The sequence below is a fragment of the Pseudomonas sp. TH32 genome (genome assembly GCF_016650855.1).
In the GTDB taxonomy this organism is placed as follows: Bacteria; Pseudomonadota; Gammaproteobacteria; order Pseudomonadales; family Pseudomonadaceae; genus Aquipseudomonas.
This window is the reverse complement of sequence record NZ_JAEKFA010000002.1, coordinates 5,091,621-5,112,635: the sequence shown is the minus strand read 5'-3', so window position 1 is coordinate 5,112,635 and position 21,015 is coordinate 5,091,621. Positions and strand designations below refer to the sequence as shown.

The window sequence follows — 21,015 nt, the reverse complement described above, 5'->3', positions numbered from 1 at the left end:
TTCAAGGCATCAGTGTGCCGCCTCAACCGCAAATCATGGTGGATTTGCAGATGGAGCAGTACATGCCCGACCCGGACCTGGAAGTGATTGCCCGGTTGATCGGTCAGGACCCGGGCCTCTCCGGCTCGCTGCTGAAAATCGTCAACTCGCCGTATTACGGGCTGAGCAACAAGATTGTCTCGATCCAGCGCGCAGTGAACCTGCTGGGCAGCCGTTCGATCGTCAACCTGATCAACGCCCAGTCGATCAAGGGCGAGATGAGCGACGACACCATCGTCACCCTCAACCGTTTCTGGGACACCGCCCAGGACGTGGCCATGACGTGCCTGGCCCTGGCCAAGCGCACCGGCAGCCAGGCCGTCGATGAAGCCTACGCATTGGGGCTGTTCCACGATTGCGGCGTGCCGTTGATGCTCAAGCGTTTCCCCAATTACATGAGCGTGCTGGAAGAGGCCTATGCCAGCGCCGGCCCTGAATGCCGCGTGGTTGATACCGAGAACCGGGTGTTCAACACCAACCATGCCGTGGTGGGTTACTACACCGCCAAATCCTGGCGCCTGCCGGAGCATGTGACCGACGCCATTGCCAATCACCACAATGCCCTGGCGATTTTCAGCGACGAGTCCAACCAGAAGCCGCAGCTGAAAAACCTGCTGGCGATCCTGAAAATGGCCGAGCACATTTGTGCGTCCTACCGCGTGCTGGGTAATCAGGTGGATGACCATGAGTGGAACGCCATCGGCCCGCTGGTGCTGGACCATATCGGCCTGTCGGACTACGACTTCGAAAGTTTGAAGTTGTCGATCCGCGAGCTGGGTGCGCACTGACCCTTTCCCCAAGAGGTACACATGCCCGAATTACCGGAAGTCGAAACCACCCGGCGCGGTATTGCGCCGCACCTCGAAGGCCAGCGGGTCAGCCGCGTGGTGGTGCGTGAGCGGCGTCTGCGCTGGCCGATCCCGGAAGACCTGGATGTACGGCTGTCCGGGCAGCGTATCGTGCTGGTGGAGCGGCGGGCCAAGTACCTGTTGATCAATGCCGAAGTCGGCACCTTGATCAGCCACTTGGGCATGTCGGGCAACCTGCGGCTGGTGGAAGCCGGCAGCCCGGCGGCCAAGCATGAACACGTGGACATCGAGCTGGAGTCGGGCCTGGCCCTGCGCTACACCGACCCGCGGCGCTTTGGCGCGATGCTCTGGAGCCTCGACCCGCTGAACCATGAGTTGCTGATTCGCCTGGGGCCGGAGCCGTTGACCGACCTGTTTGACGGCGAGCGGCTGTTCCAGCTGTCTCGCGGGCGGTCGATGGCGGTGAAGCCGTTCATCATGGACAACGCGGTGGTGGTGGGCGTGGGCAATATCTACGCGACGGAAGCGCTGTTTGCCGCCGGGATTGATCCGCGTCGGGAAGCCAAGGGCATCTCCCGTGGGCGTTACCTGAAGCTGGCGATCGAGATCAAACGCATCCTGGCCGCGGCGATCGAACGCGGCGGCACCACGCTGCGGGACTTTATCGGCGGCGACGGGCAGCCTGGATATTTCCAGCAGGAGTTGTTCGTTTATGGCCGCGGTGGCGAGGCGTGCAAGGTCTGTGGGACCGAATTACGCAGTGTGATGCTGGGGCAGCGGGCAAGTGTGTTTTGCCCGCGGTGCCAGACTTAGGCCTTCCCGGTAATCAACCGGTACTTCTCCATCAGTTGCTCTTCCGTCTCCGGATGAGCCTCGTCCAGCGGGATGCAATCCACCGGGCAGACCTGCTGGCACTGGGGTTCGTCGTAGTGGCCGACACACTGGGTGCACAGGTTGGGGTCGATCACGTAGATCTCCTCACCCTGGGAAATAGCAGCGTTCGGGCACTCGGGTTCGCAGACGTCGCAGTTGATGCAATCGTCGGTGATGATCAGGGACATGGAAACTCCTGCCAGGGCTGTCAGCCAAGGCATCTGAAAACTAATGCGCGCAATTGTGCCGCATTGGCGCCCCTGTGGCGAGGGGGCTTGTCTGTGGTGAGCGGGCTTGCCCCGCGCTGGGCGCGCAGCGGCCCCAACCCAGGCGACGGGATTTTACCTGAAGCTACGCGGCGTCTTTATTGGGGCCGCTTCGCGGCCCAGCGCGGGGCAAGCCCGCTCACCACAGACAAGCCCCCTCGCCACAATAAGCCAAAAGACCAGAATTATTTCTTGAATCGCAGGGTTAGAGCATCCGCCACAGCCGGGTGCACAAACTTGGTGATATCCCCGCCCAGCGCGGCAATTTCCCGCACCAGCGTCGAAGAAATGAACGAATAACGCTCCGACGGTGTAAGAAACAGGCTTTCTACGTCCGGCGCCAGTTGGCGGTTCATGTTGGCCAGCTGGAATTCGTATTCGAAGTCCGACACCGCCCGCAGGCCACGCAGGAACACATTGGCGTTCTGTTCCTTGGCGAAATGCGCCAGCAGCGTCGAGAAGCCGACCACTTCAACGTTGGGCAGATGCTTGGTGACCTCACGGGCCAGCTCCACACGCTGTTCCAGGGGAAACAGCGGGTTTTTCTTGGGGCTGGCAGCGACCGCGATAATCACATGGTCGAACAAGCGCGAGGCGCGTTCGACCAGATCTCCATGGCCCTTGGTGATTGGGTCGAAGGTACCTGGGTACAACACTCGGTTCATCGCGTCGTCCTGGCGGAGTCCGTTGGGGAACCGGATGGTATCGCAGCATTACCGGTGGGCCAAGTCGACTTATTCAGAAGAAAGCACTATAGACAGGACGAATACCCTATTTTTTCACGCTGTTTTCAGACGTTCGGCCAACGCTGTCGCCAGTTGCGCCGTCAATCCGTACACCGACAACTGCGGGTTTGCCCCAATGCTGGTAGGGAACAGCGAGCCATCGTGAATCGACAGATTGCGCAGTTGGTGATGACGACCCAGGCTGTCCGCCACGGCGTTTTTCGGTTCTTCACCCATGGCACAACCGCCCATCACATGGGCACTGCCGAGCCGCGTGCGGTGCAATTCCAGGTTCAAACCGTCAATCATGCTGCGGGCTTCGGCCAGGGTGTTCACGTAGCGCGCATCGCCGTGCAGCGGCATCACCGACTTGGCGCCACCGGCAAACTGAATCTCCGCCATGCTGTGAAACGCCCGGCGCAGGCCGTCCCAGGCGTAGGGCGAGACTTGATAGTCGAGCACCGGCGTGCCATCGCCGCGTAGTTCAACACTGCCGCCCGGGCTGTCGGGGTGGAAGCCGTCCCGCAACAGGGCAAGCATGGCGTGGGTCTTGGGCAACTGGCCCATGTCCAGCGCGTTCTGCGTGCCGTAGCCGCCGAGCAAGGTGCTGGCCAGGCCCGGGTGCAACGGCGGCACTTCGAGCTTGTAGGACATTTTGCCGGTGGTGCCGTCCTGCCATTGGAAGTGATCGGAGTAGATCGACTGCGGCGCCCCGTAGAACGGGTTGATCACCTCGTCGAACAGCCCGGCGGAAAAATTCACCAGGTGCAAAAAGGTGCGTTTGCCCAGGCGTGAATGGGGATCGGGCGCATCCGAGCGCATCAGCAGCGCCGGGCTGTTGATACCGCCGCCGGCCAGTACGTAGTGTTTGGCTTTGACCGTGATCTTGCGGCCGGTGGGGGCCACGCAGTACTGATCCATGGCCACGCATTCGAGGCTGGTAATGGTGTCACCGCTGAATTTCAGGCGTTCGGCGCGGGCCAGGTACAGCAACTCGCCGCCTTTCTCCAGGGTGGACGGAATGGTCGTCACCAACATCGATTGCTTGGCATTGACCGGGCAGCCCATGCCGCAATACCCCAGGTTGAAACAGCCGCGCACGTTGCGCGGGATCACGTGCCAGCTGTAGCCGAGCTTTTCGCAGCCTTTGCGGATCACGTCGTTGTTGGCATTCGGTGGCATGGCCCAGGGCGCGATGCCCAGGCGCTGTTCCATTTTTTCGAACCAGGGCGCCATCTCGGCGCTGCTGTGGCCCTTCACTGCGTACTCGCTGGCCCAGTGGGCGAGGGTCGGGTCCGGGGTGCGGAAGCTGGAGGTCCAGTTGATCAGCGTGGTACCGCCGACGGCGCGGCCCTGCAGGATGGTGATTGCGCCGTCCTTGCTCATGCGGCCGATGCCTTCCTGGTAGAGGCTGGCGTAGGCCTCGTCCTCCAGCAGCTTGAAGTCGTTGCTGGTTTTCAGCGGGCCTTCTTCGATCAACAGCACCTTGTAGCCGGCGGCGCTGAGGATCTCGGCGGTGGTGCCGCCGCCGGCGCCGCTGCCGATGATCGCGACGTCGGCTTCCAGCGTCAGGTCCTGGTCGAGGGCGGCGCCATTGTGGGTCTTCCAGCCGCGGGCCATGCCATCGCGGAATACGTCAGGTACAGGCATCAGGGTCTTCTCTTGTTTTTATCGGGATGCGAATCAGATTTTCGGTGGGCCGGGGTAACCGCAATGCGCCCAGGACTCGGGGCGGAAATACCAGGCCATGATCACCAGCTTGAGCAACGAGCCCTGGCCCATGCGCAGCAGGTTCAGGTAGCTGTTTTCCCAGCGGTGCAGGAAGGTGCGGATCTGCTCACTGCTGGCGTTTTCCCAACTTCCCCACACGCCGGTCAGCGGCCCGCGGGTGATGGCCATGCCCAACACATCGAACAGTTGCTGGGTGAGCTTGAACATCTCCGGCGACAGGTGTTGCAGGCTGAAATCGAGTTTTTTCAGGGTGTCGTCGATGCCGGCCACCACCACGTCGGCGCTGGCCACGCCTTCCAGCAGCACCGGGATCACCGCCCGCAAAAACGGCAGGTCGCTGCTGCGCAACATCGCAAAGCCGCTGGCCGGGGTGCTGCTGGAGCAGCCGCTGAGGCTGGCGCCCAGCCCGGCGGTGGCCAGGAAGGCGCTGGCGCACAGGCCGATTTTCAGTACGCCGCGCCGTGACAGCGCGGGTGATTCAGTCAGGCTAGGGTTCATTCTTATTGTTATCCCGGTGATGGGTTTGTTAGCGGACGAACAGCTTCTGGATCAGCTTCTGGATGGATTTGCCGTAAGGCGGGTAAATCAGCTTGGCCGCGTTCAGGCGCTGCTTGATCAGCACACCCTTGGCCTTGCTGAAGGTCAGGAAGCCTTCATGGCCGTGGTAGTGGCCCATGCCCGACGGGCCGATGCCGCCGAACGGCATATCGTCCTGGGCCACGTGCAGCAGGGTGTCGTTCAGGCACACGCCGCCGGAATGGGTCTCGTGCAGTACGCGATTCTGTTCGCCCTTGTTGTAGCCGAAGTAATACAGCGCCAGTGGGCGAGGACGCTCATTGATGTAGGCAAAGGCTTGGTCGAGGCCGCGATACGGAACGATCGGCAGCACCGGGCCAAAGATTTCGTCCTGCATCACGGTCATGTCGTCGCTGACATTCAGCAGCAGGCTGTGGGACATGCGCCGGTCCTGGCCCTGGTCGTACAGTGGGATCAGGGTGGCGCCCTTGTCGGTGGCGTCTTTCACGTAGCCGTTGAGCCGGGCCAGTTGTCGTTCGTTGATGATCGCGGTGTAGTCAGGGTTGTCGGCCAGGGTCGGATAAAACCCGCGAACCGCCTTGCTGTAGGCCTCGACGAAACCGTCGACCCGGTCTTCCGGCACCAGCACGTAGTCCGGTGCTACGCAGGTCTGTCCGGCATTCAGCGCCTTGCCGAAAGCGATGCGTTCGGCGGCGTCCTTGAGCGGCACGTCGGCGGAAACAATCGCCGGTGATTTGCCGCCCAGTTCCAGGGTCACTGGCGTCAGGTGTTCAGCCGCCGCGCGCATCACGTGCTTGCCGATGCTGGTGGCGCCGGTGAACAGCAGGTGGTCGAAGCGCAGTTTGGAGAACGCCATGCCCACTTCCGCCTCACCGAGCACCACGCACACCAGGTCTTCCGGGAAGATTTTCGCCAGCAGCGCCTTGAGCAACTGGCCGGTGGCGGGGGTGGATTCGCTGAGCTTGAGCATCACCCGATTACCGGCCGCCAAGGCGCCCACCAGTGGGCCGATGGCCAGGTACAACGGGTAGTTCCAGGGCACGATCACCCCGACCACCCCCAGCGGTTGATAGATGACCTTGGCGGACGCGGGCTGGAAGGCAATGCCTACAGCGCGACGGGAAGGTTTCATCCAGCCCTTGAGGTGTTTGCTGGCGTAGTGAATGCCATGCAGGCTGGGCATCAGCTCGGCGAACAGGGTTTCGTCGGCGCTGCGGTGGCTGAAGTCACTGCTGATGGCGTTGATCAGCGCCTGGCGCTCATCGCTCAGCAGGTCGCGCAAGGCCTTGAGCCATTGCTGGCGCTGGGCCGCCGGCGGCATCGGGTTGGCCGCGTAGGCCCGGCGTTGAGCGTCGAACAGGTCCTGGAGCTGATCCAGCGCCTGGGAATCTTGCAGGTAGGCAACGTTGGCAGACATGGCGAAGTTCCCGATTTTTATTGGAATGCTTCAGTTTTTAGAGTCATTGCTCTAAATTGTCAAATAACATTGCACGAACGTGCCGATTTATCCGGACAAGGATAGTCCGTAAGATGCCGCCATCACGGGTCTAGAAGTTGATTTCCCATGGCACCACGAGTCAAGACCAGCGAGCGCATTGTGCAAACCAGCCTGGAGCTGTTTAACCAGCAGGGCGAGCGCAGTGTCAGCACCAACCATATCGCTGCCCATATGGAGATTTCCCCGGGCAACCTGTACTACCACTTCCCCAACAAGCAGGCGATTATCGCGGTGCTGTTTCGCGAGTACGAAGCGTTGGTGGACAGCTTCCTGCGCCCGCCCCAGGGCCGCGCGGTGACGGTGGAAGACAAGCGCTTCTACCTGCAGGCGGTGCTCGCCGGCATGTGGCGCTACCGTTTTCTGCACCGCGACCTCGAACACCTGCTGGAAAGCGACCCGGAACTGGCCACCGGCTACCGGCGGTTTTCCCAGCGCTGCCTGATCCAGGGCGCGGCCATCTACCAGGGTTTTGTCGATGCGGGCATCCTGAACATGGACCCGGTGCAAACCGAAGCCCTGACCCTCAACGCCTGGATCATCCTCACCTCGTGGGTGCGTTTCCTGTGCACCACCAATGAAAAGTCCACCCACCTGAGCGCCGAGGCCATTAAGCGCGGTGTGTACCAGGTGCTGGTGCTGGAAGCCGGGTTTATCACGCCCAAGGCCAGGGATGCGGTGGATGCGCTGTTCAAAGAGTTTTACGTGCCGTTGAATCAGGCGCTGGAAGAAGTGAAGTAGGATGTTTCCCGAACGCTAACCTAGCCACAGGAGTCAGTCATGCCGCTTGCCCAACTGATCAGCCCCCAGCAACTGGCCGAGCGCCAGAAGGCCGGCGGGCTGGTGATCCTTGATTGCCGCTTTGCCCTGGAAGACCCGGATTACGGCCTGTGCAGCTACGCCGAAGGGCATATCGAAGGGGCGCAGTATGCGGATTTGGAGCGTCACCTCAGCGGGCCGGTCACCAAGGGCGTGACCGGTCGCCATCCGCTGCCGGCGCCGGATGCGTTTATCCAGCAACTGCGGGCATGGGGCGTTAACGCCGACAGCGATATCGTTTTATATGACGACGGCCCCGGTGCCTACGCCGCCCGCGCCTGGTGGCTGCTGGCCTGGCTGGGCAAGCGCGACGGGGTGTTCATCCTCGATGGCGGCCTGAAAGCCTGGCACGCGGCGGGCTTCCCCCTGAGCCTGGACGCGCCGGTGATCGAGCCCGGGACCTTCAGCGGCACGCCGGACAACCACTTGCTACTGGACGCCGAACACCTGCAAAAACGCCTCGGCCAGCCCGGCCTGACCCTGATCGACGCCCGCGCCCAGCCGCGCTTTCGCGGTGAAGTGGAGCCGATTGACCCGGTTGCCGGGCATATCCCGGGCGCCCAATGTGCGGCGTTCAATGAAAACCTCGGCAGCGACGGTCGTTTTCTGCCGGCCGAGCAACTCAAGCAACGCTTCGCCGCCAAGCTGCAGGACCGCTCGCCGGATGACCTGGTGGCGTACTGCGGTTCGGGCGTGACCGCCTGCCATAACCTGTTCGCCCTGTGCCTGGCGGGTTACCCGTTGGGCAAGTTGTACGCGGGGTCGTGGAGCGAGTGGATTACTGATCCAACGCGGGAAGTTGCAACCGGCGACTGAGGTCTACCTGACCCAACCCAATCAAAACTGTGGGAGCGGGCTTGCTCGCGAAGGCGGTGTGTCAGGCACTGGATAAGCTGACTGATCCGCTGCCTTCGCGAGCAAGCTCGCTCCCACAGTTTTATCGGCGTTGTGTCAGTAGCCACTCTGGGATTCGCCGCTCCAGGTAGTAAGTTGGCTGCTTCAACGTGCCATCCACAAACCCGACATGCCCGCCCTTGGCCAGCAATTCGAACTCGGTGCAATCCGACAGTTCGCTCGCCTCGGGCAGGCTGTGGGCGAACACGAACGGATCGTCCGCGGCCTGGATGATCAGGGTTGGCGTGCGAATGGTCCCCAGGTAATAGCGGCTGGAGGCGCGGCGGTAGTAGTCCTCGGCATTCAGGAAACCGTTCAGCGGCGCGGTGACCCGGCCGTCAAAGTCCCAGAATGTACGCATCTTCTCCAGCGAGCCCAGGTCGGCCAGGGCTTTCAGGCCGGCTTCGTGGCCATCCTTCAGAAACCGGCTTTGTTTGACGCGGATATAGGCCAGCATTTCGCGCATGAAATGCTTCTGGTAAACCCGTGAAAAGCCGAGACCAATGCGATCGGCGCACTGGTCCAGACGAAACGGCACCGACACTGCTGCCGCGCCTTGCAGCCCGGAGGCTTCGCCGGTTTCCCCCAAGTGCTTGAGCAGCACATTGCCGCCCAGTGAATAACCCACCGCATACAGCGGCGCCAGCGGGCGCTTGGCCCGCAAGTGAGCGATGGTTTCGGCCAGGTCCTCACTGGCGCCGGAATGGTAGCTGCGGGCGAGCAGGTTGGGCTCGCCGGAACAGCCACGCCAGTTCAGTGCGACGCTGGCCCATCCCTGAGCCGCCAGGGCTTTTTGCAGGCCGGCCACGTAAGGTGAGTTGGAGGAGCCGGTCAGACCATGCAGGACCAGCACCAACGGGGTGGTCGCGTCATGCGGCCCATGCCAGTCGAGGTCGAGAAAGTCGCCATCTGCCAGCCACAGCCGTTCGCGCTGGCGTTCGATGTGCGTGGTTTTGCGCCACAGCGGCCCCCACAACGTTTGCAGGTGCGGGTTGCCGAGGCCGAAGGCGGGGGTGAAGCGGTCGGACGTTTTTGACACGATGGTTCTCGCGGCGGGTACTTCTTTGGGCGGATACTTCTTTGAGGAGCATAGGCCTTGTGGCGAGGCGCCCTGTCTGTGGAGAGGGGGCTTGTCTGTGGCGAGGGGGCTTGTCCCCCGTTGGGCTGCGAAGCGGCCCCAATAAGCACACAGAGTTCTCTCAGACAGGGCGCTGCTGTCAGGTGCAGGGCTGCTGCGCAGCCCAACGGGGGACAAGCCCCCTCGCCACGGACAAGCCTTCACCACCAGACAAGTGCTTCACCACAGAGTAAGCCTTCAGGCGCTTATGCGGCGCCTGCCGTCGTACGTTGCCACAACGCGTAATACACCCGCCCGGATTTCTGCTCCCGGTGCAGGCGCCACGTGCCCGGCAGGCCCAGCGTTGAAGGCGCCGTTTCGCTTTCAGTGTAGATCCAGGCATCCGGCGCCAGCCACTGACGCTCTTCCAGCAGCGCACATACCGTCGGCAGCAGGTTCTGGTTAAACGGCGGATCGAGGAATACCACGTCAAACTCACGGGCTTCCTGGGTTTCCAGGTAGCGCAGGGCGTCGGCCGTCTGCACTTGCCCGGTGGTGCAACGCAGGGTGCCCAAGTGTTCCTTGAGGCTGGCCACCGCAACGTTGCTCGCATCCAGCGCCTGGCCCAATGCGGCACCACGGGACAACGACTCCAGGAACAGCGCGCCGCTGCCCGCGAACGGGTCAAGCACCTTGGCCCCGGCGATGTACGGCGCGAGCCAGTTGAACAGGGTTTCACGCACGCGGTCCGGCGTCGGGCGCAGGCCCACGACGTCGGGGAAGCTCAGTTTGCGGCTGCCCCATTCACCACCAATGATGCGCAGTTGGCCCACACCGTTATGAACGTTGTGGACAGGTTTTTTGGGACGGGATGGACGGGCCATTAATGCTCCGGAACCCCGAGCGGCTGCTCGGCGGGTTTATCAGTGGGGGGCGGTAGTGGCTTTTGCGCAATCGTCGGGCCGGCGGTCACGATGACCATCTTGTCGGCACTCAAATGTTTGTTCAAAGCAGCTTTGACCTGATCAACGGTCAGCGCCTGGGATTGTTTCATGAAATCTTCCAGGTAGCTCAGCGGCAGGTTGTAGAAACCCATGGCGCCCAGCTGCCCGACGATATCGGCGTTGCTCGCGGTGGACAGCGGGAAGCTGCCGGCCAGCTCACGCTTGGCGTCGTCGAGTTCCTTTTGTGTCGGGCCGGTCTTGAGGTAGTCGGCCAGCACGTCCTGCACCAATCGCAGCGTACCGGCGCTCATTTCGGCGCGGGTTTGCAGGTTGATCATGAACGGGCCACGCACTTGCATCGGCGAAAAGCCGGAGTATACGCCGTAGGTCAGGCCGCGTTTCTCGCGGACTTCGCTCATCAAGCGGGTACCGAAGCCACCGCCGCCGAGGATTTGGTTGCCCAGGGACAGCGCGGCGTAGTCCGGGTCGGCACGGTCGATGCCCAGTTGCGCCAGCAGCAGCGTTGTCTGCTTGGACGGGAACTCGATATGCGTCGTGCCAGCCTTTGGTTCCACCGGTTGGGCGATCTTCGCCAGCGCCGGGCCTTTAGGCAGGGACGCGGATACCTTGGCGGTCATGGCTTCGGCTTCGGCGCGGGTCAGGTCGCCGACGACAGAAATCACGGCGTTGCCGGCGGCGTAGGCCTTGGCGTGGAAGTCCTTCAACTGCGCGAGCGTCACCTTCGGCACGCTCTCGGCATTGCCTTCGCTCGGATGGGCGTAAGGGTGCTCGCCATAGAGCTGCTTGAACAGCTCGATGCTCGCCAGTTTGCCGGGGTTTTGCTTCTGGTATTCAAAGCCGGCCAGCAGCTGGTTCTTGATCCGCGCCAGGGAGTCGGCCGGGAAGGTCGGCTTGCCGATCACGTCGTCAAACAGCGACAGGGCCGCATCGCGTTTGTCGCTGGCACTCAGGCTGCGCAGGGAAACCAGCGCCATGTCGCGGTACGCGCCATTGCTGAAATCAGCGCCCAGGCCGTCGAAACCGGCGGCAATCTGGCTGACGTCCTTGCCCGGCACGCCTTCGTTGAGCATGGCGTTGGTCAACAGCGCGAGGCCCGGGGTGTTGCCATCCTGGCTGCTGCCGGCGGCAAACAGGATGCGCATGTCGAACATCGGCAACTCATGGGCTTCGACGAACAGCACCTTGGCCCCTTCGGCGGTGGTCCAGGTTTGCACGTCGAGCTTGCGGTTGGTCGGTGCCTTGTCGTCCAGTTCAGCCAAAGACTGCAGTTTGTTGGCGGACTTGGCCTGTTCCAGCGCCTGGCTGGCGACCGATTCGCTGGGGCGCAGGAAATACACCGCGCACGCGGCAGCCAGGGTGACCACGATCAGGCCGGGCAGCACCAGGCGGTTGTTTTTACGTTCACTCATGAGCGGTCTCCTCAGGCAAAACATGGGCGACGCTGAGACGTTCGCGGGTGAAGTAGGTGCGTGCAGCTTTCTGGATGTCTTCGGCGGTGACGCTCTGCAACTCGGCAAGCTCCGTGTCCATGAGTTTCCAGGACAGGCCGACCGTCTCCAGGGAGCCGATGGCGGTGGCCTGGCTGGTGATCGAGTCGCGTTGGTAAACCACGCCGGCGATGACCTGGGCGCGAATCCGCTCCAGTTCTTCAGCGCTCGGTGGCTTGGCCTTCAGTTCGTCCAGCAGGCGCCACAGGCCGGCTTCAGCCTGGGCAACGGTCTTTTTCTTTTGCAGGTTCGGTGTGGCGGTCAGGGTGAACAGGCTGTCACCGCGGGTGTAGGCGTCGTAGCTCGACGAACCGCCGGACACCAGTTCTTCACCGCGCTCCAGTTGCGTCGAAATGCGCGCGCTGTAGCCGCCGTCCAACAGGGCCGAGATCAGGCGCAGGGCGTTGACCGAGCGTTTGTCTTCAGTGGTGGCGAGGCTGGGCACGTTGAATCCGAGGATCACGCTCGGCAGTTTGGTCTGGACATGCAGGGTCAGCAGGCGTTCGCCGGGCTCGGCCAGCTCCAGGGGGATTTTCGCCGGTGGCACGTCGCGCTTGGGGATCGGGCCGAAGTAACGCTGGGCCAGGGCTTTGACTTCGTCCGGGGTCACGTCGCCGACCACCACCAGGGTGGCGTTGTTCGGCACGTACCAGGATTGGTACCAGTGGCGCAGTTCTTCCACTTTCATGCGGTCCAGGTCGGCCATCCAGCCGATGGTCGGCGTGTGGTAGCCGCTGGCCGGGTAGGCCATGGCCTTGAAGCGCTCGTAGGCCTTGGACATCGGGTTGTCGTCGGTGCGCATGCGGCGCTCTTCCTTGATCACCTCGATCTCGCGGCTGAACTCGTCGGCCGGCAGGCGCAGGCTGGCCATGCGGTCGGCTTCCAGCTCGAAGGCAACGCCCAGGCGGTCGCGGGCGAGTACCTGGTAATAGGCGGTGTAGTCATCGCTGGTGAAGGCGTTTTCCTCGGCGCCCAGGTCCCGCAGGATCAACGAGGCTTCGCCGGGGCCGACTTTGGCGCTGCCCTTGAACATCATGTGCTCCAGGGCGTGGGACAAACCGGTCTGGCCCGGGGTTTCGTAGCTCGAACCAACCTTGTACCAGACCTGGGAAACCACCACCGGGGCGCGATGGTCTTCGCGCACGACGACCTTGAGGCCGTTGTCCAGGGTGAATTCGTGGGTGGGTTGTGGGTCGGCAGCCAAAGCTGAAAGGGGCAGACAAACTGTGCTGAGCAGCAGGCCTGCGGCGCGGCGGGCTAGAGCATTCATTCGTTTTTAAACCTGTTGAGCTGCCCGCTTGGTCTTAGCGTCGGCGGGCGAGGAGGTGCTAGGATACTGATCCGACCTAGGGACGGCCACTACGGCTGTCTTGTTGAGGCCCCATTTAGGCCTTACAAAATGTTGCGCATGAACGAGCTGGCTAAAAAACAGTCTGTTACGCATCGAATTTTATTTACCGACGCGCCCCTTGGCGCGTCGCTACCTTGAGATAGCCGTCTCCATGTTTGGTTCCAACGACGACAAGAAGACCCCAGCTGCGGCTGGCGAGAAAAAAGGCCTGTTCGGATGGCTGCGCAAAAAGCCGCAGGAAACCGTCGTCGAACAGCCGCAGGTTCAAGCAGAACCGATCCCTGAATCCCTGGTAGAAGCCGAACCGGTTGCCGAAACGCCGGCCCCGGTGGTGTTGCCGATGGCCGAGCCGGTGCTGCAGCCGGTGGTTGAGCCAGAGCCAGAGCCAGAGCCAGAGCTGGAACCAGAACCTGCGCCCGAGCCTGAGCACAAACCGTGGCTGGTATTGCCGGTGGCGGAAGAACCCGTGGCATTGGTTGAAGACGAGCAAGCCGAGCACGTGACGCCGCCGATTCCGGCTGTCGTGGAGTCCGTGGCCGTCGTGGTGCAAGCGCCGCCAGTGGTTGAGGTGCCTGCACCGGCAGTTGCCGAGCCGGTTCCGGTCGTAGTCGCAGCACCCGCGGTTATCGAAGCACCTGCTGCCCCCGCCGAAACCGGCAAGACCGGCTTCTTTGCCCGCCTCAAGCAAGGCCTGAGCAAGACCAGCGCCAGCATTGGCGAAGGCATGGCCAGCCTGTTCCTCGGCAAAAAGACCATCGATGACGAGTTGCTGGAAGACATCGAGACCCGTCTGCTGACCGCCGACGTGGGTGTCGAAGCCACCGCCGTGATCATCCAGAGCCTGACCCAGAAGGTCGCGCGCAAGCAACTGACCGACGCCGATGCGCTCTACAAGTCTCTGCAGGCCGAACTGGCCAACATGCTCAAGCCGGTGGAAGCGCCGCTGGTCATCGATACGCAGAAAAAGCCGTTTGTGATCCTGGTGGTGGGTGTCAACGGCGCCGGCAAGACCACCACCATCGGCAAGCTGGCCAAGAAGCTGCAACTGGAAGGCAAGAAAGTCATGCTCGCCGCCGGTGACACCTTCCGTGCCGCCGCCGTGGAGCAACTGCAGGTCTGGGGCGAGCGCAACAAGATCCCGGTCATCGCCCAGCACACCGGCGCCGATTCGGCCTCGGTGATCTTCGATGCGGTGCAGGCCGCCAAGGCGCGCAACATTGATGTGCTGATCGCCGATACCGCCGGTCGCCTGCACACCAAAGACAACCTGATGGAAGAACTGAAGAAAGTTCGCCGTGTGATCGGCAAGCTCGACGCCGACGCGCCCCACGAGGTGTTGCTGGTGCTGGACGCCGGTACCGGCCAGAACGCCATCAGCCAGGCCAAACAATTCCACCAGACGGTCCAGCTGACCGGCCTGGCATTGACTAAGCTCGACGGCACGGCCAAGGGCGGTGTGATTTTCGCCCTGGCCAAGCAGTTCGGGTTGCCGATTCGTTACATCGGCGTCGGTGAAGGCATCGACGACCTGCGCACTTTTGAAGCCGAACCCTTTGTACAGGCACTGTTTGCCGAGCGGGAGCGTTCATGATTCGTTTCGAACAGGTCGGTAAACGCTACGCCAACGGGCATGTCGGCTTGCATGAGCTGAGTTTCCGGGTGCGTCGCGGCGAATTCTTGTTTGTGACCGGCCATTCGGGTGCCGGTAAAAGTACCTTGTTGCGCCTGCTGCTGGCCATGGAACGCCCAACCACCGGCAAACTGCTGCTGGCGGGCCAGGACCTGGCCACCATCAGCAATGCGCAGATTCCGTTTTTGCGCCGCCAGATCGGCGTGGTGTTCCAGAATCACCAGTTGCTGTTCGACCGCACGGTGTTCAACAACATCGCCTTGCCGTTGCAGATTCTCGGGCTGTCCAAGGCCGAAATCGTCAAGCGCGTGGATTCGGCGCTGGAGCGCGTTGCGCTGTCGGACAAGACCGACCTCTACCCCGGCGACCTGTCCACCGGCCAGCAACAGCGCGTCGGCATCGCCCGCGCCATCGTGCACCGCCCGGCCTTGCTGCTGGCGGACGAGCCCACCGGTAACCTCGACCCGCGCCTGGCCGCAGAAATCATGGGCGTGTTCGAAGACATCAACCGCCTGGGCACCAGCGTGCTGATCGCCAGTCACGACCTGGCACTGATCGCCCGCATGCGCCACCGCATGCTCACCCTGCAACGCGGCCGCCTGATCGGTGACGGGGAGGCCGGGGTATGAGTGCGACACGCAGCCCGAAGGTTTCCGAGCGCGTCGCGCCAAAACCGGCCGACCCGCAACCGCAGAAGAAAAAACGCGACGAAGACGACGGCCCGGACTTTGGCACCCTGGTGCACGCCTGGATCGAAAGTCACCGTGCCAGCCTGGTAGACAGCCTGCGCCGCCTGGGCAAGCAGCCGATCGGCAGCTTCTTCACCTGCCTGGTGATGGCCGTGGCCTTGAGCCTGCCGATGGGGTTGTCGTTGCTGCTGAATAACGTCGAGCGCCTGGGTGGCTCTTGGCAGCGGGCGGCGCAGATTTCCCTGTACCTGAACCTGGATGCCAGCACCAAGGACGGCGAAGCCCTGCGGGACGAGATCAAAGGCCTTCCGGGTGTGGCAGAGGCTGAGTACATCAGTCGCGATCAGGCCCTGGAAGAGTTCCAGCAACAGTCCGGCCTGGGCGAGGCACTCAAGGAGCTGCCGCAAAACCCGCTGCCGGGCGTGGTGCTGGTGACGCCGAACGAAGTCGACAAGGCGACCCTGGAAGCCCTGCGACAAAAACTCGCAGAGCTGCCCAAGGTCCAGCAGGCACAACTTGATCTAGTCTGGGTAGAGCGGCTGGCGGCGATTCTCAAGCTGGGCGACCGCTTTGTGTTCGGCCTGACGGTGTTGCTGGTGTCTGCATTACTTTTGGTGATAGGCAATACCATTCGTCTTCATATTGAAAACCGCCGCACCGAGATAGAAGTGATTAAACTCGTCGGCGGCACGGACAGCTATGTGCGTCGGCCTTTTCTGTACATGGGCGCGCTTTATGGCTTCGGTGCGGGGATTTTGTCCTGGGGCGTGCTGGCTTTTGGCCTGAACTGGCTGAACGACGCGGTGGTAGGGCTCGCCGGCTTGTACGGCAGTGATTTTGCCCTGGCCGGCGTGCCGGTAGCCGACGGTCTGTCATTGTTGCTTGGGGCAGTGCTCTTGGGGTATATCGGTGCTTGGATTGCGGTAGCACGGCATTTACGTGAGCTGGCACCGAAGTAGTTAATGTCAAGGTAATGTAGTTTCGTTTGTATTGACCGTATCAGTGGTTTAGGGAACTTGTCCTACGGTTTCCGGTCAATTTTCGCAGTGCTGAACTGCACGAGTTATGTGAGTCGGAGGTTTTTTCGTATGACCACTTCTTTGCAACCTGCTTATGCTCTGGTCCCGGGTGCGAACCTGGAGGCCTATGTGCACACGGTCAACAGCATTCCATTGCTGACGCCCGAGCAGGAGCGTGAACTGGCCGAGAGTCTCTACTATGAGCAGGATTTGGGGGCGGCTCGGCAGATGGTGCTCGCCCACCTGCGTTTTGTCGTACATATCGCCCGTAGCTATTCCGGCTACGGCCTGGCCCAGGCTGACCTGATTCAGGAAGGCAACGTTGGCCTGATGAAAGCTGTAAAGCGCTTCAACCCGGAAATGGGTGTGCGCCTGGTGTCGTTTGCTGTGCACTGGATCAAGGCGGAAATTCACGAGTTCATCCTGCGCAACTGGCGCATCGTGAAAGTCGCGACCACCAAGGCCCAGCGCAAGCTGTTCTTCAACCTGCGCAGCCAGAAGAAACGCCTGGCGTGGCTGAACAACGAAGAAGTGCATCGCGTGGCCGAAAGCCTCGGCGTTGAGCCTCGTGAAGTGCGCGAGATGGAAAGCCGCCTGACCGGCCACGACATGGCCTTCGACCCGGCCGCAGAAGCGGACGACGACAGCGCCTTCCAGTCGCCGGCCAACTACCTGGAAGACCACCGGTATGACCCGGCGCGTCAACTGGAAGACGCCGACTGGAGCGACAACTCCAATCACAACCTGCACGAAGCGCTGGAAGTGCTGGACGACCGCAGCCGTGACATCCTCTACCAACGCTGGTTGGCAGAAGAAAAAGCCACGCTGCACGACCTGGCGCAGAAGTACAACGTGTCGGCTGAGCGGATTCGTCAGCTCGAGAAGAGTGCGATGAACAAGCTGAAACTGTCGATCGCCGCCTAAACAGCTGCGAGGTGACAAAAAAATGCCCCGATCGAGAGAACGGGGCATTTTTGTTTGTGTTCGCACAACTCGAATTCAACTCAGTCCACTGTGGGAGCTGGCTTGCCTGCAATGAGGGGCTGCCAGCCAACACATCTGCAGGCCGACACACCGCTATCGCAGGCAAGCCAGCTCCTACAGTTGTTTTGTGTGGTGTCAGTCGGACCAGGGAGCTTTGCGCGAGTTGTTCAGCTCATTCAGGTAACCGTCGCCACCCAACTGACTCATCTGCTGCCGAATCCACGCGGCCCGCCGCGCGACATACGACGTTGGATGGCTGGCACTCCACACCCGTGGATTAGGCAACACCGCCGCCAGGTAGCTGGCCTGCTGGCGGGTCAGCGCCTTGGCACTCACCCCAAAATGATGCCGCGCCGCCGCTTCAGCGCCGAACACGCCTTCATCCCACTCCACGCTATTGAGGTACACCTCAAGAATTCGCTGCTTCGACCAGAAAATCTCGATCAAACCGGTAAACCAGGCTTCCAGGCCTTTGCGGAAATAGCTGCGGCCGGTCCACAGGAACAGGTTCTTCGACACTTGCTGGCTCAAGGTGCTGGCGCCGCGAATCGAACCGCCGCGCTCGTTATGCAGGAGTGCCGCCTGGATCGCGTCGAAATCAAAACCCCAATGCTGCGGGAAGCGCTGGTCTTCGCCGGCCATCACTGCCACTTTCAAATCGTCGGAGATCTGATCCCACGGCACCCACGTGCGTTGTACGTCAATCGGCTCGCCGTCGACCCAGGACTCGACCTTGCGCTCGACCATCAGCGCAGTCCCCGGTGGCGGCACGAAACGAAACAGCAGCACCAGCAACACACTGCCGATGGCAAACCACTTGAGGGCTTTGAGAAAACGCTTGAAGAGGAGACGCAGCATAGAGATGGCTTGGCCGAACCCGTTGAGCGGGCCATTATACAGACCCTGCCCACTGAGTCTGACTGGAGTTCCTCATGTTGCGTGGCTTTCTGATGCTGGCTGCCTTTTTCGGTTTCACCGGTGTCGCCCTGGGCGCGTTTGCCGCCCACGGCCTGAAAAACCGCCTGAGTGCCGAGTACCTGGCGATTTTCCACACCGGCGTGACTTACCAACTGGTGCACACCCTCGCGCTGTTCGGCGTGGCCCTGCTGGCGGCGCACATTCCGGGGCGCCTGGTGACGTGGGCGGGCGTGTCGTTTGCCGTCGGCATCCTGCTGTTCTCCGGCAGCCTGTATGTGCTGACCATGACCGGCATCAGCAAGCTTGGCATCATCACGCCGTTGGGTGGCTTGGCCTTCCTGTTGGGCTGGTTCTTCCTCGGATTGGCGGCGTGGCGTCTACAGGCTGCCTGACCAAGGGGCTTGGGCCAGCAACGTCAATCACGCTAGAATGCTGGCCCCTAAAAACGATGGCGGCCCGTGGCATGCGCATTCAGTTGAACGGCGAATCCTTTGAACTGCCCGACGGTGAAACCGTTGCGGCCCTGCTGACCCGTCTGGACCTGACCGGACGCCGCGTCGCAGTGGAGCTCAACCAGGATATCGTCCCGCGTAGCCAGCACGCCGAGACCGCGCTCACCGAAGGTGACCAGGTCGAAGTGGTCCACGCCATCGGCGGCGGCTAGCCGTCCGGCGCTCAAGGGCGCCGACCCGCATTCTGCAGAACCTCACCCCATTTCGAGGATTTCCCATGAGCATCGTTCGTAGCGACAAGCCTTTCGTCCTGGCCGGTCGGACCTTCCAGTCCCGTCTACTGGTCGGCACCGGCAAGTACCGCGACATGGAAGAAACCCGCCTGGCCATCGAAGCCTCGGGTGCCGAGATCGTCACCTTCGCCGTGCGCCGCACCAACCTCGGCCAGATCGAAGGCGAGCCGAACCTGCTCGAAGTGCTGTCGCCGGATCGCTACACCTTCTTGCCGAACACTGCCGGTTGCTATGACGCGATCGAGGCCGTGCGCACCTGCCGCCTGGCCCGTGAGCTGCTCGATGGCCACAACCTGGTAAAGCTGGAAGTACTGGCCGACCAGAAAACCCTGTTCCCCAATGTGATCGAAACCCTCAAGGCCGCCGAAACCCTGGTCAAGGAAGGCTTCGACGTGATGGTCTACACCAGTGATGACCCGATCATTGCCCGCCAACTGGCCGAAATCGGCTGCATCGCGGTGATGCCGCTGGCCGGCCTGATCGGTTCCGGTCTGGGCATCTGCAATCCGTACAACCTGCAGATCATCCTCGAAGAAGCCAGGATTCCGGTGCTGGTGGATGCGGGCGTAGGCACTGCCTCCGACGCCACCATCGCCATGGAGCTGGGGTGTGATGCGGTGCTGATGAACTCGGCCATCGCCCACGCGCAGCAACCGATCATGATGGCCGAAGCCATGAACCACGCAATTGTCGCGGGCCGCCTGGCGTACCTTGCCGGGCGCATGCCGAAAAAACTTTATGCCAGCGCCTCCTCGCCGCTGGATGGTCTGATCAAGTAAGAGCCATTGATGACTGAATCAAACGAAACGCCGAACACCCTGGAAGAAGGCGACGAGTCCAAGCACCGCCGCATCAAGAGTTTTGTGATGCGCGCCGGTCGCATGACCGAAGGCCAGCAAAAAGGCCTGGAGCAGGGCGCGCCGCTGTTCGTCCTGCCGCTGGTGGATGCCCCGGTGGATTATGACCAGGTGTTCGGCCGCTCGGCGCAACGCTCCCTGGAGATCGGCTTCGGCATGGGCCATTCCCTGCTGGAAATGGCTGCGGCTTCGCCGGAGCAGGATTTTATCGGGGTTGAAGTACACCGTCCGGGTGTCGGCGCGCTGCTTAATGGCGTGCTGACTCAGGGCCTGACCAACCTGCGGGTCTACGACTGCGACGCGATCGAAGTGCTCAACCGCTGCATCGCCGACAACAGCCTCGACCGCCTGATGCTGTTCTTCCCGGACCCATGGCACAAGAGCCGCCACCACAAGCGCCGCATCGTCCAGGCTTCCTTCGCGGAACTGGTACGCAGCAAGCTGAAAGTGGGCGGTATCCTGCACATGGCCACCGACTGGGAACCGTATGCCGAATACATGCTGGAAGTGATGAACGTCGCCCCTGGCTACCGCAACCTGGCCGAAGACGGCAAATGCGTCCCGCGTCCGGCCGAGCGGCCGATCACCAAGTTCGAACGTCGCGGCGAGCGACTCGGGCATGGGGTTTGGGATTTGAAGTTCGAGAAGCAGGACTGATTAGCTAAAAGCCCATAACGCAATCGACGGTGGGAGCTGGCTTGCCTGCGATAGCATCACCCCGGTATCACTGATACACCGAGGTGTCTGCATCGCAGGCAAGCCAGCTCCCACATTTTGTTTTGTGTTGAGTTGGAGTCAGCGGCGATCCGCCACCACCCCGATCAACACCAGCACCACCAACAACACCGGCGCCAGGCTGTAGTTGTTGAACTGGCTCAACCCGCGAACAATCCACGGCGTGGCGTAGATCAACGCAGCGCCGCTGCCGATCATGCACACCAGCGCCATCAGCGGTACGCGCAGCGCACCCGCGATGCTGCCCAAGCGCGCCTCGACCCAGCCCTTGATGTCGGCGCCAAACAGCACCAGCAGGCAGCCGACGAGCGCCAGGGAGATTTCCGACAGGTTGCTACGGCTCCAGCGGGACACGGTGGCGAGTAGATCGAGTACCAAATCCATTCGATT

Annotated in this window: 23 protein-coding genes; 12 read left to right on the top strand and 11 right to left on the bottom strand. The window is 62.0% G+C overall.

The window, feature by feature from the left end:
- Window positions 1–14: 14 nt before the first annotated feature.
- Together JFV30_RS27205 and mutM are read left to right on the top strand one after the other, a co-directional pair.
- Window positions 15–827 (top strand): HDOD domain-containing protein, encoded by an 813-nt coding sequence (locus tag JFV30_RS27205; RefSeq protein WP_201126246.1) that lies wholly within the window; start codon window positions 15–17, stop codon window positions 825–827.
- Window positions 828–848: 21 nt separating this feature from the next.
- Window positions 849–1,661 carry a bifunctional DNA-formamidopyrimidine glycosylase/DNA-(apurinic or apyrimidinic site) lyase gene (mutM, locus tag JFV30_RS27200; protein WP_201125618.1) on the top strand — a complete coding sequence of 271 codons (813 nt, stop codon included), beginning with the start codon at window positions 849–851 and terminating at the stop codon, window positions 1,659–1,661.
- On the opposite strand, the gene JFV30_RS27195 is transcribed toward mutM, so the two are convergent.
- The 5 genes from JFV30_RS27195 to JFV30_RS27175 all read right to left on the bottom strand — a co-directional run bounded on the left by JFV30_RS27195 (window position 1,658) and on the right by JFV30_RS27175 (window position 6,397).
- Window positions 1,658–1,909 (bottom strand): YfhL family 4Fe-4S dicluster ferredoxin, encoded by a 252-nt coding sequence (locus tag JFV30_RS27195; protein WP_003213796.1) that lies wholly within the window; start codon window positions 1,907–1,909, stop codon window positions 1,658–1,660. The two genes, mutM and JFV30_RS27195, sit on opposite strands and share 4 nt — an antisense overlap.
- Window positions 1,910–2,172: 263 nt before the next feature.
- The gene (coaD, locus tag JFV30_RS27190; protein WP_003176711.1) at window positions 2,173–2,652 is read right to left on the bottom strand and encodes a pantetheine-phosphate adenylyltransferase; all 480 of its coding nucleotides are present in this window, start codon (window positions 2,650–2,652) and stop codon (window positions 2,173–2,175) included.
- Window positions 2,653–2,766: 114 nt separating this feature from the next.
- Window positions 2,767–4,362, bottom strand: a complete 1,596-nt coding sequence (locus JFV30_RS27185; RefSeq protein ID WP_169386904.1) for a GMC family oxidoreductase — start codon at window positions 4,360–4,362, stop codon at window positions 2,767–2,769.
- Window positions 4,363–4,395: 33 nt separating this feature from the next.
- Complete coding sequence (locus JFV30_RS27180; protein WP_010167737.1) at window positions 4,396–4,941, bottom strand: hypothetical protein; 546 nt, start codon at window positions 4,939–4,941, stop codon at window positions 4,396–4,398.
- A gap of 28 nt (window positions 4,942–4,969) precedes the next feature.
- The gene (locus tag JFV30_RS27175; protein WP_201125617.1) at window positions 4,970–6,397 is read right to left on the bottom strand and encodes a coniferyl aldehyde dehydrogenase; all 1,428 of its coding nucleotides are present in this window, start codon (window positions 6,395–6,397) and stop codon (window positions 4,970–4,972) included.
- Window positions 6,398–6,544: 147 nt separating this feature from the next.
- Between JFV30_RS27175 and JFV30_RS27170 the strand changes: the two genes are divergently transcribed.
- Window positions 6,545–7,216, top strand: coding sequence for a TetR/AcrR family transcriptional regulator (locus tag JFV30_RS27170; RefSeq protein WP_010167733.1), 672 nt, complete (start codon window positions 6,545–6,547; stop codon window positions 7,214–7,216).
- Between the two features lie 39 nt (window positions 7,217–7,255).
- Window positions 7,256–8,110 (top strand): sulfurtransferase, encoded by an 855-nt coding sequence (locus JFV30_RS27165; RefSeq protein ID WP_169386907.1) that lies wholly within the window; start codon window positions 7,256–7,258, stop codon window positions 8,108–8,110.
- A 121-nt stretch (window positions 8,111–8,231) separates the two neighbouring features.
- On the opposite strand, the gene JFV30_RS27160 is transcribed toward JFV30_RS27165, so the two are convergent.
- The 4 genes from JFV30_RS27160 to JFV30_RS27145 all read right to left on the bottom strand — a co-directional run bounded on the left by JFV30_RS27160 (window position 8,232) and on the right by JFV30_RS27145 (window position 12,967).
- Complete coding sequence (locus JFV30_RS27160) at window positions 8,232–9,227, bottom strand: hydrolase (protein WP_201125616.1); 996 nt, start codon at window positions 9,225–9,227, stop codon at window positions 8,232–8,234.
- Window positions 9,228–9,511: 284 nt separating this feature from the next.
- Complete coding sequence (rsmD, locus tag JFV30_RS27155) at window positions 9,512–10,129, bottom strand: 16S rRNA (guanine(966)-N(2))-methyltransferase RsmD (protein WP_201125615.1); 618 nt, start codon at window positions 10,127–10,129, stop codon at window positions 9,512–9,514.
- Window positions 10,129–11,619 (bottom strand): M16 family metallopeptidase, encoded by a 1,491-nt coding sequence (locus JFV30_RS27150; RefSeq protein WP_201125614.1) that lies wholly within the window; start codon window positions 11,617–11,619, stop codon window positions 10,129–10,131. The genes rsmD and JFV30_RS27150 overlap by 1 nt, the downstream gene beginning before the upstream one ends.
- Complete coding sequence (locus JFV30_RS27145) at window positions 11,612–12,967, bottom strand: M16 family metallopeptidase (protein ID WP_010167723.1); 1,356 nt, start codon at window positions 12,965–12,967, stop codon at window positions 11,612–11,614. Before JFV30_RS27145 ends, JFV30_RS27150 begins: the two co-directional genes overlap by 8 nt.
- A 232-nt stretch (window positions 12,968–13,199) precedes the next feature.
- Here JFV30_RS27145 and ftsY point away from each other — a divergent pair, with 232 nt between their 5' ends.
- From ftsY to rpoH, 4 genes are all read left to right on the top strand, one after another.
- On the top strand, window positions 13,200–14,639 hold the full coding sequence (ftsY, locus tag JFV30_RS27140) for a signal recognition particle-docking protein FtsY (protein WP_201125613.1): 1,440 nt from the start codon (window positions 13,200–13,202) through the stop codon (window positions 14,637–14,639).
- Window positions 14,636–15,307 carry a cell division ATP-binding protein FtsE gene (ftsE, locus tag JFV30_RS27135; protein ID WP_003213784.1) on the top strand — a complete coding sequence of 224 codons (672 nt, stop codon included), beginning with the start codon at window positions 14,636–14,638 and terminating at the stop codon, window positions 15,305–15,307. The genes ftsY and ftsE overlap by 4 nt, the downstream gene beginning before the upstream one ends.
- Window positions 15,304–16,326 (top strand): permease-like cell division protein FtsX, encoded by a 1,023-nt coding sequence (gene ftsX / locus JFV30_RS27130; protein ID WP_010167719.1) that lies wholly within the window; start codon window positions 15,304–15,306, stop codon window positions 16,324–16,326. Before ftsE ends, ftsX begins: the two co-directional genes overlap by 4 nt.
- 129 nt (window positions 16,327–16,455) lie before the next feature.
- Window positions 16,456–17,310, top strand: a complete 855-nt coding sequence (gene rpoH / locus JFV30_RS27125) for an RNA polymerase sigma factor RpoH (RefSeq protein WP_003176698.1) — start codon at window positions 16,456–16,458, stop codon at window positions 17,308–17,310.
- 195 nt (window positions 17,311–17,505) lie between these two features.
- Here rpoH and mtgA read toward each other — a convergent pair whose 3' ends face one another.
- On the bottom strand, window positions 17,506–18,228 hold the full coding sequence (mtgA, locus tag JFV30_RS27120) for a monofunctional biosynthetic peptidoglycan transglycosylase (RefSeq protein WP_201125612.1): 723 nt from the start codon (window positions 18,226–18,228) through the stop codon (window positions 17,506–17,508).
- A 74-nt stretch (window positions 18,229–18,302) separates the two neighbouring features.
- On the opposite strand from mtgA, the gene JFV30_RS27115 reads away from it, so the two are divergent.
- The 4 genes from JFV30_RS27115 (at window position 18,303) to trmB (ending at window position 20,547) form a co-directional block, all read left to right on the top strand.
- A complete protein-coding gene (locus tag JFV30_RS27115) occupies window positions 18,303–18,680 on the top strand; it encodes a DUF423 domain-containing protein (RefSeq protein ID WP_169386915.1) in 378 nt (125 codons plus the stop codon).
- 71 nt (window positions 18,681–18,751) lie between these two features.
- Window positions 18,752–18,952: a sulfur carrier protein ThiS gene (thiS, locus tag JFV30_RS27110; protein ID WP_010167710.1), complete on the top strand. Its 201-nt coding sequence runs from the start codon at window positions 18,752–18,754 to the stop codon at window positions 18,950–18,952.
- Window positions 18,953–19,017: 65 nt separating this feature from the next.
- Window positions 19,018–19,812 carry a thiazole synthase gene (locus JFV30_RS27105; RefSeq protein ID WP_010167708.1) on the top strand — a complete coding sequence of 265 codons (795 nt, stop codon included), beginning with the start codon at window positions 19,018–19,020 and terminating at the stop codon, window positions 19,810–19,812.
- 9 nt (window positions 19,813–19,821) lie between these two features.
- Window positions 19,822–20,547, top strand: coding sequence for a tRNA (guanosine(46)-N7)-methyltransferase TrmB (trmB, locus tag JFV30_RS27100; protein WP_201125611.1), 726 nt, complete (start codon window positions 19,822–19,824; stop codon window positions 20,545–20,547).
- A 138-nt stretch (window positions 20,548–20,685) separates the two neighbouring features.
- Here the strand turns inward: trmB and JFV30_RS27095 are convergent, their stop codons facing one another.
- Complete coding sequence (locus JFV30_RS27095; RefSeq protein WP_003213776.1) at window positions 20,686–21,009, bottom strand: DUF3392 domain-containing protein; 324 nt, start codon at window positions 21,007–21,009, stop codon at window positions 20,686–20,688.
- Window positions 21,010–21,015 lie beyond the last annotated feature (6 nt).